This is a genomic window from Rhizobium sp. NXC24 (assembly GCF_002944315.1).
GTDB lineage: Bacteria > Pseudomonadota > Alphaproteobacteria > Rhizobiales > Rhizobiaceae > Rhizobium.
The window spans coordinates 1,846,744-1,863,629 of the sequence record NZ_CP024311.1; the positions used below are offsets into that span (position 1 = coordinate 1,846,744).

Below are 16,886 nucleotides of genomic sequence, written 5' to 3' on the forward strand. Positions count from 1 at the left end.
GCGAACAGGATCGTTGCATGGGTAGCGTGGCAGGCATCATCGGCTTCTTGACGAACAACGTCATCACGTTTGTTTTCGTTCTGTCATTGCTCGTCTTCGTGCACGAAATGGGTCATTATCTGGTCGGGCGCTGGTCCGGCATCCGTATTATGGCCTTTTCGATTGGCTTCGGTCCGGAAGTCGCCGGCTTCACTGACCGCCACGGCACGCGCTGGAAGCTATCGGTCATTCCGCTCGGCGGCTATGTCCGCTTCTTCGGCGACGAGGATGCCTCCAGCAAGACCGATGTCGATCAGCTCTCGGCCATGACGGAAGAGGAGCGCGCCCGGTCTTTCGCCGGCGCCAAGCTGTGGAAGCGAGCCGCAACTGTCGCGGCAGGTCCGATCGCCAACTTCATTCTCGCCATCGCAATCTTCGCCGTTCTCTTCGGCGTCTATGGTCGTACCGTCGCCGATCCGGTCGTGGCCGTGGTCATGCGCGGCGGTGCCGCCGCTGAAGCGGGGATCGAACGCGGCGACCGTCTCGTCGCGATCGACGGCACCAAGGTGACGACGTTCGACGAGGTGCAGCGTTATGTCGGCCTGCGGCCCGGTCGCAATATCGTTCTGACCGTCGAACGCGACGGTCAGAAGCGCGACTTCCGCATCGTGCCGAAACTCGTGGAAGACACCGATCAGTTCGGCAACAAGATGGAAATGGGGCGCATCGGCATCGCGCTCGTCGATCCGCTGGTAACGGCGATCGAGCCGGGCGGACCGGCAGCGAAGGCGGGCGTGCAGGCGGGCGATCGCCTGATCGCCGTCGACGGCAATAATGTCGCGACCTATTATGATATCGCCCGCTATGTCACCGATCGCGCTGGAAAAAACCTCGTTTTGACGGTCGAACGCAACGGCCAGACGCGCGATTTTCCGATGGTGCCGGAAACATTGACCGCGACAGACGCTTCCGGAAAGAAGAAGGACGTCGGCAGCATCGGCATTTCGCCGATCGACCCGCTCGTCGCTTCAATCGCACCGGATAGCCCAGCGCAAGAGGCTGGCATCGCGCTTGGCGACCGTATCCTCTCCGTGGACGGGCGTGTGATCGATTCCATCGGCGAAGTGCAGCGTTATGTGGCGTCCCGTCAGGACAAGCCCGTGACGTTGTCCGTCAAGCGTAGCGGCGGGACACTTGACGTCCAGGTCACTCCGAAGAAGACCGAAGAGCCGGATGCCTTCGGCAACGAGATGGAGATCAACAGCATCGGGATTACCGACGGCCAGAAGCCCTTCAAGCTCCGTTATGAGGCATATGGCCCGTTTCAGGCGCTGGGCGAAGGCGTCAGGCAGACCGGCAGCATCGTGTCCGGCACCTTCGAATATCTCGGCAATGTCATCGGCGGTTACATGAAGGCGGATCAGCTCGGCGGCCCCATTCGGGTGGCTCAGCTTTCCGGCCAAATGGCAACCCTGGGCTTTTCGGCGGTGCTCCAATTCGCCGCCATACTTTCTGTTTCCATTGGGTTATTAAATTTGATGCCGGTGCCGGTACTTGATGGCGGGCACTTGATGTTCTATGCGATTGAAGCCGTGAGGGGAAAACCATTGGGTGCTCGGGCACAAGACATCGCTTTCCGAATTGGTTTTGCGATGGTGCTGTCACTCATGGTGTTTGCGACATGGAATGACATCAGCTCCAGGATAGGCTGATGGGGCATTTAGAGAGGAAATTACGATTTATTTACGATGTTTCAAAGCTGTAGTGGCGAATGAGCCACGGTTTGAAATGAAGTAAACAGAAATTAACTTGCTCCCTTGCTTGTATGTCAAAAGCGGGTAAAACGACACACGTGGCCGGAATCGGGTTCGCTCGGGGCTGGGGACGACTGATAAAAAGGTAAGAAGTGAAAATGAAGGCTGGTTCAAGATTATTGAACGCAGTGTCGGCGGTAGCGCTGTCTGCAGGTGTTGTTGCGTCGGGCGCTGGTGTTATCACCCTTGCTTCTGCCTCAGTCGCAGAAGCCGCTGTCATACAGCGGGTCGATGTCAGGGGAGCTGGACGCGTTGGTGCAGAGGCTGTTCGCGACAATATCACGATCAAGCCCGGCAAGAGCTTTTCGCCAGCCGACATCGACAATTCGGTAAAGCAACTTTATGCCACCGGATACTTCTCCGATGTAAACATGACTGTCTCTGGCAGCACGCTGGTCATTGCCGTCAAGGAAAACCAGTTGATCAATGCCGTGGTTTTCAACGGCAACCATAAGATCAAGGACGACAAGCTCCAGGGCATCGTTCAGACCCATGCCGCCGGTCCTTACAGCGAAACCCAGGTCCAGGCCGACATCAAGACCATCAAGGACGCTTACGCCGCAATTGGCCGTAATGAAGTCCAGGTGACGACGCAGACCGTTCCGGTCGCTGAGGGCCGCATCAACGTGGCCTTCGTCATCAACGAAGGTGACCGCACCAAGATCGACAAGATCAATTTCTCGGGCAACCAGGCTTACAGCAGCGGCCGTCTTGCTTCGGTGATCAGCACCAAGAAGTCGAACTTCCTGTCGTTCCTGACCCGCAAGGACGTTTATAGCGCCGAGCGCCAGCAGGCGGACCAGGATGCGCTGCGTCAGTTCTACTACAATCACGGTTATGCCGACTTCCGCATCGTCAGTGCCGATGCGACGCTGAACGAGCAGAACAACGAATACACGCTGAACTTCAACGTCGATGAAGGTCCGCGCTACACCTATGGCGACATCAACGTGGTGTCGACGGTCGAGGGCATCAATGCGGACGACCTGAAGAGCCTGGTCATCACCCACAAGGGCGATGTCTACAGCGCCAAGGATATCCAGACCTCGATCGAGAACATTTCCAAGCGCGTTGCTGCGGCCGGCTATCCGTTCGCCCGCATCACGCCGCGCGGCAATCGTGACCTCACCGGCCACACGATAGGTATTGAATATTTGGTCGATCAGGGCGAACGCGCCTATGTCGAGCGCATCGAAATCCGCGGCAACACCCGCACGCGTGATTACGTCATTCGCCGCGAGTTCGATCTCAATGAAGGCGATGCCTTCAACCAGGAAATGATCACCCGCGCCAAGCGTCGCCTCGACGCCCTCGGCTACTTCACCAAGGTTGACATTAGCACGGCCCAGGGCAGCGCTCCGGATCGCGTCGTCGTGATCGTCAACGTCGAAGACCAGCCGACCGGTTCGTTTGGTATCGGTGCTGGTTACGCCGTCGGCAACAACGGCGGTCTGCTGCTCGAAGCTTCGGTCGAAGAAAAGAACTTCCTCGGTCGGGGCCAGTACATCCGTATCGCCGCAGGTGCCGGCACGGAAGGCAACCGTACCTATAACATCTCGTTCACCGAGCCCTATTTCCTCGGCTATCGTCTGGCTGCCGGCTTTGACATCTTCAGGAACCAGACCTCGAGCGACGATTTCTACGATTATTCGGAAGAAGGCTTCTCGCTGCGCGTCACCGCGCCGATCACCGAGAACCTGGCGACGACCCTGCGCTACAACTACAAGCGTCTTCAGTATGATGGCACCGACGATTGGGAGAACAATCTGTCGGCTCCGTATCTGAATCTCGTGAACAACAGCCCGTGGGTGCAGTCGACGATTTCGCAGACCTTTACCTACAACACGCTCGACGATCAGAACCTGCCGCGCGAAGGTATCATCGCCAAGTTCACGCATGAATATGCGGGTCTGGGCGGCGACTCCGACTTCTACAAGCTGAGCGGCAAGGCGCGTTACTACAAGATGATCAGCGACGAAGCCGACATCATCGGCTCGCTGACGGTTGGCGCCGGTTATGTCATGCCGACAGGCGATCACCTGAACGTCTTCGATCAGTTCACGCTCGGTGGCCGTGAAATCCGCGGCTTCGAGAATGCCGGTATCGGTCCGCGTTCGTCGCATGGCGATGCGCTCGGCGGCACGACCTACTTCACGGCTTCGGCTGAAGCAAGCATGCCTATGCCGGGCGTTCCGCAGGATATCGGTCTGCGCGTCGCAGCCTTTGCCGATGCGGGTACGCTCTACGGCAACAAGGCTGACCTCTTCGGTGACGTACTGCACAACGACAGCTCGATCCGTGCTTCGTTGGGTGCGGGCCTGATCTGGTCGTCGCCCTTCGGCGTCATCCGAGTTGACTATGCCGTGCCGGTTCTCAAGGAAGACTACGACAAGACTGAGAATTTCCGGTTTGGCATCGCCAACCAGTTCTGATATCGGCAGCCCAGAACTGCGGGCTTAACACCGTTCTGGAGCTGGTGCTTATGGAACATATCGATTTTTTCCCGTCCCATGATGGCGTCAGCCTTCGTGCGCTGGCCGAGTATCTTGGGGCGGAACTTGCTGACGAGGCCTTTGCCGGCGTCGTCATCAAGTCCATCGCTCCCGTCTACCGGGCGGGCGAAGGCGACGTTTGCTACATTCTCTCCCGGAAGAATCGTGCGGAACTGGAGACCTGTCGGGCTTCGGCGATCATTTGCTTGCCGGCGCTGAAGTCTTTCGTTCCCGCGCATATCCCGGTCCTCCTTTCCAGAAAGCCGCACACGGATTTCGCGCTGGCGGGCGCTCTGCTGCATCCGCAAGCCATGCGTCCGGTTGCACTGACCTCTGCGCCAACGCTGATTTCGCCGGCGGCCTTCATCGATCCGACCGCCAAGCTTGAGGCTGACGTCGGCGTTGAGCCGTGCGCGGTTATCGGACCGGGTGCTGAGATCGGGGAGGGTACGCGCATCGGAGCCGGCGCGATGATCGGGCCGGGTGTCAAGATCGGGCGCAATTGCACGATCGGCGGCGGCGCCAGCGTGCTTTGCTCCTACCTCGGCAATGGCGTCATCATTCACAATGGCGCGCGTATCGGCCAGGATGGTTTTGGATATGCGCCAAGCCCGCGTGGTATGGTGAAGATCGTGCAGATCGGCCGTGTCATCATTCAGGACAATGTCGAGATCGGCGCCAATACCACGATCGATCGCGGCACCATGGATGACACTGTCATCGGCGAGGGCACCAAGATCGACAATCAGGTGCAGATCGGACATAACGTCCGCATCGGCCGCCACTGCGCGATCGTCAGCCAGGTCGGCATTGCCGGCAGCACGGTGATCGGCGACGGTGTGCAGATCGGTGGTCAGGCGGGCTTGAACGGCCATATTCATATCGGCGACGGTGTTCAGATCGGTGCCAAAAGCGGCGTGATGAACAGCATTCCGGCGGGCGAGCGCTATGCGGGCCTTCCGGCACGGCCATTGTGGGATTTTCTAAGAGAGTCGGCGGAGATCGCAAAACGGTCAGGAGCCAGAGAAAAGAAGGACGGGAGTGCGGAGCATGACTGAAGAAGCCAAGACGTCGCTGTCGTCGGCAGACGTCATCGAGATCATGAAGCTTTTGCCGCATCGCTATCCCTTCCTGATGGTCGACAAGATCATCGAGATCGATAGCGATAATTCCGCGATCGGCATCAAGAACGTCACCGCAAACGAACCGCAGTTTACCGGCCACTTCCCGGGATCGCCAATCATGCCGGGCGTTCTGCTCATCGAAGGTATGGCGCAGACGGCAGGCGCGATCTGCGCCCGCAAGGACGGAATCGGCGGCAATCTCGTCTACTTCATGACGATCGACAATGCCCGCTTCCGCAAGCCGGTCGTACCTGGCGATCGTGTTGAATTCCACGTTGTCAAGCTGAAGCAGCGCGGTACGATCTGGAAGTTCCATTGCGACGCCAAGGTCGATGGCTCGCTGGTTGCCGAGGCCGATATCGGCGCGATGATCGTACGGAAGGACCAAGAGCAGGCATGAGCAGTATTGCAAAAAGCGCGCGCATTCATAAGCTCGCGGTCGTTGAGGATGGAGCGGTCATCGGCGAGAATGTCGTCGTCGGCCCGTTCTGCCATGTCGGCCCCAAGGTCGTGTTGCATGATGCTGTTCAGCTCTTGACGCATGTGGTTGTGACCGGCCGGACGACGATCGGCAAGGGCACGAAGATATTCCCGATGGCGGTCGTCGGTGGCGATCCGCAGAGCGTGCATCACGGCGGCGAAGAGACGACGCTGGACGTCGGCGAGAATTGCACGATCCGCGAAGGCGTGACGATCAATACCGGTACCGCCGACTACGGCGGCAAGACCATCATCGGCAACAACAACCTGTTCCTTGCCAATTCCCACGTCGCCCATGATTGCCGCGTCGGCAACAACGTCATCATGTCGAACAATGTCATGCTGGCCGGGCATGTCACCGTCGAAGACCGCGCCATCCTCGGCGGTGGCTGCGCGGTGCATCAATTCACCCGCATCGGCCGTCAAGCCTTCATCGGCGGTCTTTCGGCCGCCAGCTATGACGTCATTCCCTATGGCATGCTGAACGGAAATCCAGGCGTACTCTCGGGTCTCAATATTGTCGGCATGACGCGCGCCGGAATTGAGCGCTCGGTCATCCATACGGTTCGTCGCGCCTATAAGAGCATTTTCGAAGGCGAAGGCTCGATCCGCGACAATGCGGCGGCGATCCGCGAAGAATATGCCGATTGTAAGGAAGTGATCGAGATCCTCGATTTCATCGCCGCCGAAAGTGATCGCGCATTGTCGTCACCCAATCGCGGTAAGGGCTGAGGTGGCCGCGAGCGGTCAAAACCATGCGGGCAGGCTGGCGATCATCGCAGGCAGCGGCTTTTTGCCGGCCTATGTTGCCGATGCCGCCCGGCAGGCAGGCGAAAATCCCGTTATCATTGCGCTGACGGATGAGGCGGATCGCGACTGGTCCGCTTTCGATCATGCCAATCTCGGCGTCGGCAATTTTGCCGGCCTGGAGGCCATGTTTCGCCGCTATGGAGTCGACCGGGTCGTCATGTCCGGCGCTGTCGCGCGTCGTCCGCCCTGGCGCGATGTGCGTCCGACCTGGCGCGTGATCAAGGAATTGCCGTCGACCATCCGCACCCTTCTTTCCGGCGGCGACAATGCTGTGCTGCAGATGGTTATCCGTTTGATCGAGGCCGGCGGTGTCCGCGTCGTCGGCGCGCATGAGATCGCGCCGGATCTGCTGGCGACCACCGGGCCGCTCGGCCGTTTCTCGCCATCGGAAGAGGATCTGCGCGATATCGCGCAGGGAGCGAAGGCAGCCATTGCCCTTGGATTGCTGGATGTCGGGCAGGGTGCCGTCAGCGTCGGCGGCCGTGTCGTGGCGCTGGAGGGCGCCGAGGGCACAGACAAGATGATCGAGCGCGTCTCCGGTTTGCGAGCCGAAGGGCGCATATCGGCGCGTCGCCGGGGCGTATTGGTGAAGCTCTGCAAGCCGCAGCAGGACGTGCGCGCCGACCTTCCGTCGATCGGGGTTTCGACCGTGTTCAACGCAAAGAAGGCCGGCCTTGCCGGCGTCGCCGTCGAGGCGGGCAGGGCGCTGGTGCTGGAGCGCGAAGCGGTCATTGCGGCTGCCGACGAAGCCGGGCTGTTCGTCTGCGGCATCGATCGCGGCCTTAGCGCGGAGGGCTTTATGTGAGCGGTGTGCCGTTAAAGCTTGCCGTCGTAGCCGGCGAGGTCTCCGGCGATCTGCTCGGCGGCGATCTCGTCGCGGCATTGAAGCAACGTTACGATGGCGCCGTCGAACTGATCGGCGTTGGTGGCGATGCCCTGGAAGCACAGGGTCTGCGTTCGCTTTTTGATTATTCCGAACTGTCGATCATGGGTTTTGCGCAGGTCATCAAGCGACTGCCGAAACTGCTTGCCCGCATCCGCCAGACGACGGACGCCATTATCGCAGCCAAGCCGGACGTGCTCCTGATCATCGATAGCCCGGATTTCACCCATCGCGTTGCCAAGAAGGTGCGCGCGGCGCTGCCGGACTTGCCGGTCGTCGACTATGTCTGCCCGAGCGTGTGGGCGTGGAAAGAATATCGCGCGCAGAAAATGCTCGCCTATGTCGATCATGTCCTCGCCATCCTGCCGTTCGAGCCGGCAGCGATGCAGCGCTTGGCGGGGCCGGCCACGACCTATGTCGGCCATCGGCTGACGGTGGATTCGAGCTTGGTCGAAACCCGCCGCCGGCGTGCGCTTCGCCCTTTCGGCGCGCCTGACGGAGAAAAGACGATCCTGTTGCTTCCCGGTTCGCGTTCCTCGGAAATCCGTCAGCTTCTGCCGGTTTTCGAGCAGGCGGTAACGGAGCTTAGCCGGCGAAACGATCGCGTTCGTTACGTGTTGCCGACCGTTCCGCGACAGGAGGCATTGGTGCGCTCCCTCCTTGAAAACTGGCGCGTCAAGCCAGATGTCTTCGTCGGCCAGGATGCCAAATGGAACGCTTTCGCGGAAGCGGATGCGGCGATGGCGGCTTCCGGCACCGTGGTGCTGGAATTGGGCCTTGCGGGCGTTCCCGTCGTCTCGGCCTACAAGACGGAATGGCTTGCCCGATTCGTACTCTCGCGCATCAAGACCTGGACGGCAGCTCTGCCGAATTTGATTGCCGACTATGCCGTCGTGCCCGAACTGATCAACGATGTGCTGCGCCCCGGTCTGCTGGCGCGCTATATGGAGCGGCTGTCGAGCGATACGCCCGAGCGTGCAGCCATGCTTCAGGGTTACGATCTGGTCTGGCAGCGGATGCAGACCGAGGAGCCGCCCGGCGAAAAGGCCGCGGCGATCGTTCTCGATGTCCTGTCCAAGAAAAAACCCGGCCATTTCTGACCGGGTTTTTTGTTGTCTCGCTTCTTCGGCTTAACGCTTGGAAACCGGAACGTATTCGCGCTGCGGTTCGCCGGTATAGAGCTGGCGCGGGCGGCCGATACGCTGTTCCGGATCTTCGATCATCTCGTTCCACTGGGCGATCCAGCCGACGGTGCGGGCAAGCGCAAACAGCACCGTGAACATGGTCGTGGGGAAGCCGAGAGCCTTCAGCGTGATGCCGGAATAGAAGTCGACATTCGGGTAAAGCTTCTTCTCGATGAAATAGTCATCGGTCAGCGCGATACGCTCCAGTTCGATCGCGATGTCGAGCAGCGGATCGTCCTTAATGCCGAGTTCGCCGAGAACCTCGTGCGCCGTCTTCTGCATGATCTTGGCGCGCGGATCGTAGTTCTTGTAGACGCGATGACCGAAGCCCATCAGACGGAACGGATCGTTCTTGTCCTTGGCGCGGGCGATATATTCCGGAATGCGGTCAACCGTGCCGATTTCCGTCAGCATGTTGAGCGCAGCTTCGTTGGCGCCGCCGTGAGCGGGACCCCAGAGGCAGGCGATGCCGGCGGCGACGCAAGCGAAGGGATTGGCGCCGGAAGAGCCCGCGAGGCGAACCGTCGATGTCGACGCATTCTGCTCGTGATCGGCGTGCAGGATGAAGATGCGGTCCATGGCGCGGGCAAGCACCGGGTTGACCACATATTCTTCGCAGGGCACGGCAAAGCACATGCGCAGGAAGTTCGACGCATAATCGAGGTCGTTCTTCGGGTAAACGAAGGGCTGGCCGATATGGTACTTGTAAGCCATGGCGGCAAGCGTCGGCATCTTGGCGATCATGCGCAGGCTTGCGACCATGCGCTGGTGCGGATCGGTGATGTCGGTGGAGTCGTGATAGAAGGCCGACAGAGCGCCGACGCAGCCGCACATGACGGCCATCGGATGCGCATCGCGACGGAAGCCGGTGAAGAAGCGAGACATCTGTTCATGCACCATGGTGTGGTGCACGACCCGGTAATCGAAGTCCTTCTTCTGGGCTGCGGTCGGCAATTCGCCGTAGAGCAGCAGGTAACAGACTTCGAGGAAGTCGCCGTGTTCGGCAAGCTGTTCGATCGGATAACCGCGATGCAGCAGAACGCCTTCGTCGCCATCAATAAAGGTGATGCTGGATTCGCACGACGCAGTCGAAGTGAAGCCAGGATCGTAGGTGAAAGTGGAGGTGTTCTTATAAAGGGCACCAATATCAATGACACTTGGGCCGATGGTTCCGGACTTAACCGGCAAATCCACCGTCTTTTCACCCCAAGTTAGTTTCGCGCTTTGTTCCGTCATGCTGATCCTCCAAGATTTGGCGGGATTGGCGCCTTAAAAAGCGCCAAAGGGTTAAGCGACTAACGATTAGCTATATGATCCAGAGCCTAATGCCAAGTTATCCTTACGCCTATTTGTGCATTGCAGTATCAACTTTTGGGCACTGCGGTAGAAGGGACCGTTTTGCGCAAGCGTGAATTAGCGTCTTTTGTCGGCGATGATGCCGATTTCAGTTGAAATCACTGGCCGGTGACGGCAAAACTCCCGCTATAGCTGTAGTTTTGCGTGGGCGCTGGAATATATGCCTAATTTAGAGGCACCGGATCCGCAGGTAGATAGTCGGGAATTGGCTGCGGTTGCCGTGCGCGAGCAGGGCGTGGGCGCCGTTATTTCTCGTGCCAAAGCGTCGCGGCCGGAGCGGACACAGGACCACGCCGCGCTTATTGCCCGTCTTCGCCTCGCGGCGGGCAGCATCCGACTCGGCATTTACCATTTAGCCGAAGAAGAGGCGGCGCACGGTCGCGCGATGCTATTTGCGCCGGTCTACATCGGCGCCGGCGCGATCGTCTGGTTCTCAGTCGGAGCCGATCCGCCGCCGCAGGCTGTTTTTACGGCCCTCCTTATCTTCGCTGTCGCATTCTTCCGCCAGCAGCAGGCGGGGCGAGTGCTACAGCACATATTGTTTGCCGGCATGCTGGTGTGCTCCGGCATGGCTCTGGCGCAATGCGAAACCTGGCGCGCATCGACGGTGATGCTCGACTCTGCGGTGACGACCACCATCACCGGGCGGATCGAACGGCGTGAAGCCGACGACAAGGGCCGTTGGCGCTATGTCGTCGCCCTGGAGGCAACGGAAAAACCGACCATTCGCAGGCCGCCGGCGCAGATCACCATTTTCGTGCGCAAACAGCTCCAGCCCTTCGAACTCGGCGACCGCATTCAGGGTAGAGCGCGGTTGACGCCGCCGGCCGGACCTGCCTTGCCCGGCCTCAACGATTTCGCCTTCAGCGCCTATTTCGATGGCACCGGCGCGAATGGCTTTGCCTATGGAACGCCGACACTATTGTCACCGACTGGTGATGTAGTTCAGGGATCGGTCCTCGACAAGGCGGATATCTGGCTTGCCGGTTTGCGCAGCCATATCGGCGATAGAATCAGGACGCTTTTGCCCGGAGACACCGGCGCCTTTGCGGCTTCGCTTGTCACCGATGAGAGACGAGCGATCTCAGACGATACGACGGAAGCGCTGCGGACCTCGGGTCTTGCGCATATCATCGCCATCTCCGGCCTGAACATGGCGCTCTCCGCGGGCATCTTTTATGTCGGTTTACGCTACGCCCTCAGTCTGTTTTTCGGCGTGGCACAGGCTTGGCCAACAAAGAAGATTGCGGCCTTCGGCGCGCTAGTTACAGTGACGGCTTATTATCTCATTTCCGGCTTCGGGGTATCCGCGGAGCGTGCCTTCATCATGATGGCTATCATGCTGATCGCCGTGCTCTTCGACCGACCATCCATTAGCCTGCGCAACGTGGCGCTATCGGCGATAGTCATTCTCATACTGTCGCCTTCGCAGGCGCTCGGACCAAGTTTTCAGATGTCTTACGCCGCGACCCTGGCGTTGGTGTCCGGCTATTCGCTCTGGGCGAGGAGGCCGCATCGGGAGAGCGTTCTCTCCCGGTTCCGGGTCATGCGTCCGCTGCTCTTCGTTTCCCGTTTCTTCGGAAGCATATTGTCGACCTCTTTTATAGGCGGCGCATCGACGGCAATCTTCTCGATAGAACATTTTCACCGGTTGGCGACATATGGCCTCGTTGCCAATCTGGCGGCTATGCCGGTCGTCTCCTTTGTCGTCATGCCGTTTGGCATGGCGGCGACGCTACTGATGCCATTTGGCGTTGATGCCCCTTTCTGGCAGATAACCGGCTGGGGACTTGATGTCGTCATCGTCATTGCCAAAACGGTTGCCGCCTGGGGCGGTAATATTCCCTTCGGCCGGCTGCCGGTCTGGCTGTTCCCGACGGTCATAGCCGGCTTCTTGCTGATGACCTTGCTGAGAACATGGCTGCGACATGCAGGTGCGCTCTTGATCACCGGTTCGGTCGCAGTCGTGGCGCTCGGCCCCGGTGTCCTGAAGCCTGATCTCATGATCTCCGAGGACGGCACGCTGGTCGCCTTGTTGCGCAACGGTGCGTTGACGACAAACCGCGAAAAACCGCCGGATTTCATCTTCGAGCAATGGCAAAGAGCATTGGCGATCACCGAGCAGCAACCGCCAACGATGCTTCCGCCGGATAGTCAGCTCCCCAAAATCAGCAAATCAGACAAGCATCGTCGCCTGAATTCCGAAGAACAGAGCGCCGTTCGAAAGGCGATGGATGCGGCATTAGACGCGGCCGGGCCGGGCGGTTTCGCCTGCCAAAAAGGTGCATGGTGCGTGGCAATGCTGGATAATGGCGACATGCTTGTCACCATTGAAGATGCCGCCTATCTCGCTCCGGCCTGCGACACGGCCAATATCGTCATCACCTCCGTACGGCTGCGTCTTGATCGCTGCCGCTCTGGCGCCACGCTCTTCACAGGTGCAACATTGCGCCGCACAGGGTCCATCGAAATGAGCCTTAGCACCGATAAACCGATAATGACGGCAGCGTTTGAAAACCTTTCGCGGCCATGGAGCCTGCATCGCTCCTACGACTGGCGAACAGACACTTTTGGCGCGCCGCTCAAGCCGGCGTCACCGGTCAGTGATAGCGGCGAATGAGACCGACGAGCTTGCCTTGTACCTTCACTCGATCCGGCCCAAAGATGCGGGTTTCGTAAGCAGGGTTTGCCGCTTCAAGCGCGATCGAGGCTCCCTTGCGGCGGAAGCGCTTCAATGTCGCCTCTTCATCATCGACGAGAGCGACGACGATGTCGCCGGGATTGGCGGTCGTGGCGTTGCGGATGATGACGGTATCGCCGTCAAAGATGCCGGCATCGATCATGGAGTCGCCCTTGACCTCCAGCGCATAATGCTCGCCGGAGCCGAGCATGTCGGCGGGAACGGTGATGTCGTGAGTATTGTTCTGGATGGCCGAGATCGGAACGCCGGCGGCAATGCGGCCCATGACGGGTACCGAAACCGAACTGTTGTTGTCCTCACTCACCGGCTTGGTGGGTGCGGGCGGCGGCACAAGTTGCGGCTTGCCAAGGCTACCCTCGATGACGCTTGGCGAAAAGCCGCGGCGAGGCTGCAGGCTCGGGCTATAGGCCTCCGGTAGCTTGATGACCTCCAGCGCCCGGGCCCGGTTCGGCAGGCGACGGATGAAGCCGCGTTCTTCCAAAGCCGTGATGAGACGGTGAATACCGGATTTGGACGCAAGGTCCAGCGCATCTTTCATCTCGTCGAAAGATGGCGGAACACCGGACTCCTTCATTCGTTCGTGAATGAAGAGAAGCAGTTCCTGCTGCTTGCGCGTCAACATCGTTTTGAACCTCGGGACTGAGAAGGTGTCGTGAAACAAATCCAGAACGGACACTATATGTTCCATATGTGTTCCGCAAGCCCTTAAATTTCGGTGAACATTTTGTAGGTGCATCAAATAAATGGGAACATAACAGGTCCCGGGCAGATGACTTTTTTCCCGGCACCTTCAAACTAAATAGCAGAAATATATGCGGAATCGGGCGAAGCAAAATTTCGGACGATCCCAAAACGGATTATCTCCAAGGCGGCGAAAAGCCATGTTCTTCGTTCTATAAGCTCTTTGGAGGACGACACTCTCCGAACCATGGAGAGCAAGCTATGGATCTGACTGGGAATCCGGATTTCTGAGGGGCCGGGATTGGTGCCATCCGTAGTAATATTCGATGGGATATCAATAGGTTGAACTTTTCCTCGAACTCCCGTGCCGGTGCTCGAGCAAGGTACGGTCGTTGGCGATCTGCCTTAGCATGCTGCGCCCGGCCAGAATCATCTCGACGAGAAAGGCCACAAAGGCGCCCATGAGTGCGAAGACGGCAAGGCCAAAGAGCCAGAGCAGCAATTGCTCGCGAAATTGCTGTCGAATTGCACCGCCCATGAGGCCGAGCGTCGCAAGGCATGTGAACACGCCCGATGCCGTGCCGAGCAGAACTGCGATCTCCAGCGCCAATGTTCGCCGTCGCAGATAATAGAGCTGCAGCAACCGCGTTTCATCCGGGTCCTCAGAGGTCACCCGTTCGAAAAGGCTGTTGACCCGGTCGGAGACGCGGGCGAGCCTGGCCGAGAAGACATTGAGGCACCCGGCGGTGCCCGCCAGCAGAAAGACCGGTGTCAGCGCTATTTGAATAACGTGCGCGGCAATAGACGTCAGATGGTCATTCAGCACATTGGATCTCCTTTCTGTCCAACGTCATCCGGTATCGGCTCCAGGGTTGTCGCCTTGCCAAAGAGGGCGCGGAGATGAGGCTGGTGACTGATCTCGCGCGAACGTTCAGGTCGGCGGCGCTGCCGATTGCGTCATTTGCTCAGCGATCTTCTTTCTCTGCAGTGTCATGGCTGCGATCGCGGCATCGGATTTTTCCTCGCCACCCACCTGCACTGTCGGCTGAGCGAAGTCGATGCCGTTTTCCATGAAGGCGTCGCGGATCATGGTATAGGCCTGGCGCCGTATGTAGGTTTGCCGACCGGGGAGGGCGGTAAAAGCAAAGCTCAGTTCGATACCGAAGTCGCCAATTTGCTCCACCCCCTTCATTTTCAGGGTCTCAAGAATCTGCGGTCCGATTTCCGGATCTTCTTTCAACTGCTCTCCGATTTGCTTGACGATCCTTTTCGCCTTGGCGACGTCGGTATTGAACGGAACCCGTAGCAGGAATTTATCGATCGCCCAGTCGCGGCTCATGTTCTGAACGGCGCCGAGTTCGCCGAAGGGAACTGTGAACACCGGACCATGATGATGTCGAAGCCTGACGGAACGCAGGCTGAACGATTCCACGGTTCCCTTGTAGCTGCCGCTTTGAACGTATTCGCCGACGCGGAAGGCATCGTCCATCAGGTAGAAAATGCCGCTGACGATATCCTTGACGAGCGTTTGCGAGCCGAAGCCGATCGCCACGCCGAATATGCCGGCCCCCGCAATCAACGGCCCGATCTGCACGCCCATTTCGGACAGCACGGTGAGGACGGCGGCTGCGATAACGATGGCTGCCAGTGCGTTGCGGAAGATCGGCAACAGGGTGCGAAGGCGGCCCGCGCGCGCGGCTTCCGCCGATGGCGAGGAGGCACTGCTATCGGCGGCGCTCAATTTCTCGTCAATGAATGCCCTCGACAATTGCCAGCAGAGATCGGCCAAAATCAGAACGACGACGCTCTTCAGCGCACCGCGAACAGCGGCGTCGATCGCCGGATTTTCTCGTGCGAGGATGTTGGGATCATAGTGCCAGACGACGGTAATCCAGGCGACCGCGGCTACGATGACGAGCGCCCGCGCACCGCGGATGGCCAGCACCATGCGCGCACTGTTCTTGTTGTCACCAGGCCAGCGTCCCTTTGCGAATGCTTCGGCCGTCCGTCCGACGGCAGTCAATAGCCCCGGAAGAACAACGACATAGATGCCAAGCCAGAAAAGGCCGACGAAGTTGGCCACCCAAAGAAGCCAGAGGCAGGCAACGTAGAGTGAATAAAGGATGTTCATAAGCGTCAGCTGTCGGGCAGCGGTTTCCTTGCCCGGTCGCCGCCATACGGCTTCGAGCGTAATCAGCAATAGGAGAATGGAGAACCCGTGGGAGACGACGGTGCCGACATCTCCGTCGATGGAGAGCGGTCTGGTCAGCGACGTCGTGGCGCCGGCTATCGCCAAAACGGCAATGAAGAGACAAGCCCTACGATAGCCGAAGGCCGACAGAGAGCCCGCGTCCATCGATAGTCTGCAGACGGCAAATGCGAGGCGAGCGGCAATGAATGCCGTCAGATAAAACAGGATCACCACATGCAGTAGCGGCGGCCAGTCAATGGCTAGGAAAATGGCGGAGCTGACGAGGGTGAAAGTAATCCACGGTCCTAATTCTCCGATCGTATGTGCGACAAGAGGATTTGGAAACTGGGCTTTCAGGACGGTTTTCTTGAAAAACCATTCCGCAGCGAGACCGACGCAGACCAATGCGGCGAACATGACGACGGCAGGCGCAAAGCCGTTGTTCCTTGCCTGCTCACGCACCCTGCTCGCTGCAGCGGCGAGCTGCCCCGGTACATTGGGAATCGCCGACCGTAGCGCCTTATATCGGGCGCGAGCGCGGGCCTCTCCGGTTTCGACCAGCGTCGCCGTCGCCGAAGGTGCCGGCTGTTGCTCGGCTGCTTGCCGCTTTTCCAGCCATTGGCGCAGCTCCGGATCATTCATCAGACGCAGCAATTCCGATAGCTTTGCAGGCGGTGCTGTGGGGGCCGTTTCGGGGGTCTGCGCGTGGCACAGTTGCGGCGCAATAGCCGTGAAAACAAGGATAAGTGCAACGGCGACCAAGCCGCTGGGCATAAGGGAAATCAAGCGAGCGACAGAATCCGTGAACCTTCGGACGTGGCCCACCAGGGCCAGACAAAGAGAAGCCGTCAAATGTAAGACCGGGCGTATGGGCGCCCCCTCGACGAGCATCAAGCGCATGTCTCCCCCAAGCACCCGACAATCAGATTGAGTACTGCTGCAAAGATAGAAGTAACGACGGGCCGCTTTTCTGCCTTTCCGAGATCGGATGGTGAATTGCGTTGCCGTTGGACAATCCGAACTGAAGAATGCGCGTCTTTGTCTTGCTGCCGGGAAACGGACTTTTCGGCGCTATCCTCACCCGTATCACTTACCTGTTGCCGCACTACAGGTCATTTATTGCAGTATGATGCGGATATTGCTCGAATTATTGCCCTCTCACAAGGGAGAGTTTGGTGCCAGCACATATAT

The 16,886-nt window shown here is 59.0% G+C and carries 12 protein-coding genes; 8 read left to right on the forward strand and 4 right to left on the reverse strand.

What is annotated here, in order from left to right:
* The first annotated feature begins 17 nt into the window (after nt 1-17).
* From rseP to lpxB, 7 genes are all read left to right on the forward strand, one after another.
* Entirely contained in the window at nt 18-1,691 is a 1,674-nt protein-coding gene (gene rseP, locus NXC24_RS09120) for an RIP metalloprotease RseP (protein ID WP_104822983.1), read from the forward strand.
* A gap of 200 nt (nt 1,692-1,891) precedes the next feature.
* Nucleotides 1,892-4,225 carry an outer membrane protein assembly factor BamA gene (gene bamA / locus NXC24_RS09125; protein ID WP_104822984.1) on the forward strand — a complete coding sequence of 778 codons (2,334 nt, stop codon included), beginning with the start codon at nt 1,892-1,894 and terminating at the stop codon, nt 4,223-4,225.
* A gap of 50 nt (nt 4,226-4,275) precedes the next feature.
* Nucleotides 4,276-5,343, forward strand: a complete 1,068-nt coding sequence (lpxD, locus tag NXC24_RS09130) for a UDP-3-O-(3-hydroxymyristoyl)glucosamine N-acyltransferase (RefSeq protein WP_104822985.1) — start codon at nt 4,276-4,278, stop codon at nt 5,341-5,343.
* Nucleotides 5,336-5,809, forward strand: coding sequence for a 3-hydroxyacyl-ACP dehydratase FabZ (gene fabZ, locus NXC24_RS09135; RefSeq protein ID WP_028755031.1), 474 nt, complete (start codon nt 5,336-5,338; stop codon nt 5,807-5,809). The genes lpxD and fabZ overlap by 8 nt, the downstream gene beginning before the upstream one ends.
* On the forward strand, nt 5,806-6,621 hold the full coding sequence (gene lpxA / locus NXC24_RS09140; RefSeq protein WP_104822986.1) for an acyl-ACP--UDP-N-acetylglucosamine O-acyltransferase: 816 nt from the start codon (nt 5,806-5,808) through the stop codon (nt 6,619-6,621). The genes fabZ and lpxA overlap by 4 nt, the downstream gene beginning before the upstream one ends.
* 1 nt (nt 6,622) lies before the next feature.
* On the forward strand, nt 6,623-7,504 hold the full coding sequence (locus NXC24_RS09145) for an LpxI family protein (protein WP_104822987.1): 882 nt from the start codon (nt 6,623-6,625) through the stop codon (nt 7,502-7,504).
* Nucleotides 7,501-8,682, forward strand: a complete 1,182-nt coding sequence (gene lpxB / locus NXC24_RS09150; RefSeq protein WP_104822988.1) for a lipid-A-disaccharide synthase — start codon at nt 7,501-7,503, stop codon at nt 8,680-8,682. Before NXC24_RS09145 ends, lpxB begins: the two co-directional genes overlap by 4 nt.
* Before the next feature lie 30 nt (nt 8,683-8,712).
* Here lpxB and gltA read toward each other — a convergent pair whose 3' ends face one another.
* On the reverse strand, nt 8,713-10,002 hold the full coding sequence (gltA, locus tag NXC24_RS09155; RefSeq protein ID WP_104822989.1) for a citrate synthase: 1,290 nt from the start codon (nt 10,000-10,002) through the stop codon (nt 8,713-8,715).
* A 280-nt stretch (nt 10,003-10,282) separates the two neighbouring features.
* On the opposite strand from gltA, the gene NXC24_RS09160 reads away from it, so the two are divergent.
* Nucleotides 10,283-12,742 carry a ComEC/Rec2 family competence protein gene (locus tag NXC24_RS09160; protein WP_104822990.1) on the forward strand — a complete coding sequence of 820 codons (2,460 nt, stop codon included), beginning with the start codon at nt 10,283-10,285 and terminating at the stop codon, nt 12,740-12,742.
* Here NXC24_RS09160 and lexA read toward each other — a convergent pair.
* From lexA to NXC24_RS09175, 3 genes are all read right to left on the reverse strand, one after another.
* Nucleotides 12,723-13,445, reverse strand: a complete 723-nt coding sequence (gene lexA / locus NXC24_RS09165) for a transcriptional repressor LexA (protein WP_104825086.1) — start codon at nt 13,443-13,445, stop codon at nt 12,723-12,725. The two genes, NXC24_RS09160 and lexA, sit on opposite strands and share 20 nt — an antisense overlap.
* A gap of 393 nt (nt 13,446-13,838) precedes the next feature.
* Nucleotides 13,839-14,330, reverse strand: coding sequence for a DUF2721 domain-containing protein (locus NXC24_RS09170; RefSeq protein WP_104822991.1), 492 nt, complete (start codon nt 14,328-14,330; stop codon nt 13,839-13,841).
* A gap of 105 nt (nt 14,331-14,435) precedes the next feature.
* Nucleotides 14,436-16,469, reverse strand: a complete 2,034-nt coding sequence (locus NXC24_RS09175; RefSeq protein WP_104822992.1) for a mechanosensitive ion channel family protein — start codon at nt 16,467-16,469, stop codon at nt 14,436-14,438.
* Between the last annotated feature and the right edge of the window lie 417 nt (nt 16,470-16,886).

Bases quoted from the DNA above. Each gene is read 5' to 3' on its own strand.
- gltA (WP_104822989.1), bottom strand. From the start codon at position 10,002: ATGACGGAACAAAGCGCGAAACTAACTTGGGGTGAAAAGACGGTGGAT.
- lpxD (WP_104822985.1), top strand. From the start codon at position 4,276: ATGGAACATATCGATTTTTTCCCGTCCCATGATGGCGTCAGCCTTCGT.
- rseP (WP_104822983.1), top strand. From the start codon at position 18: ATGGGTAGCGTGGCAGGCATCATCGGCTTCTTGACGAACAACGTCATC.
- lexA (WP_104825086.1), bottom strand. From the start codon at position 13,445: ATGTTGACGCGCAAGCAGCAGGAACTGCTTCTCTTCATTCACGAACGA.
- NXC24_RS09175 (WP_104822992.1), bottom strand. From the start codon at position 16,469: ATGCCCAGCGGCTTGGTCGCCGTTGCACTTATCCTTGTTTTCACGGCT.
- NXC24_RS09160 (WP_104822990.1), top strand. From the start codon at position 10,283: ATGCCTAATTTAGAGGCACCGGATCCGCAGGTAGATAGTCGGGAATTG.
- fabZ (WP_028755031.1), top strand. From the start codon at position 5,336: ATGACTGAAGAAGCCAAGACGTCGCTGTCGTCGGCAGACGTCATCGAG.
- bamA (WP_104822984.1), top strand. From the start codon at position 1,892: ATGAAGGCTGGTTCAAGATTATTGAACGCAGTGTCGGCGGTAGCGCTG.
- lpxA (WP_104822986.1), top strand. From the start codon at position 5,806: ATGAGCAGTATTGCAAAAAGCGCGCGCATTCATAAGCTCGCGGTCGTT.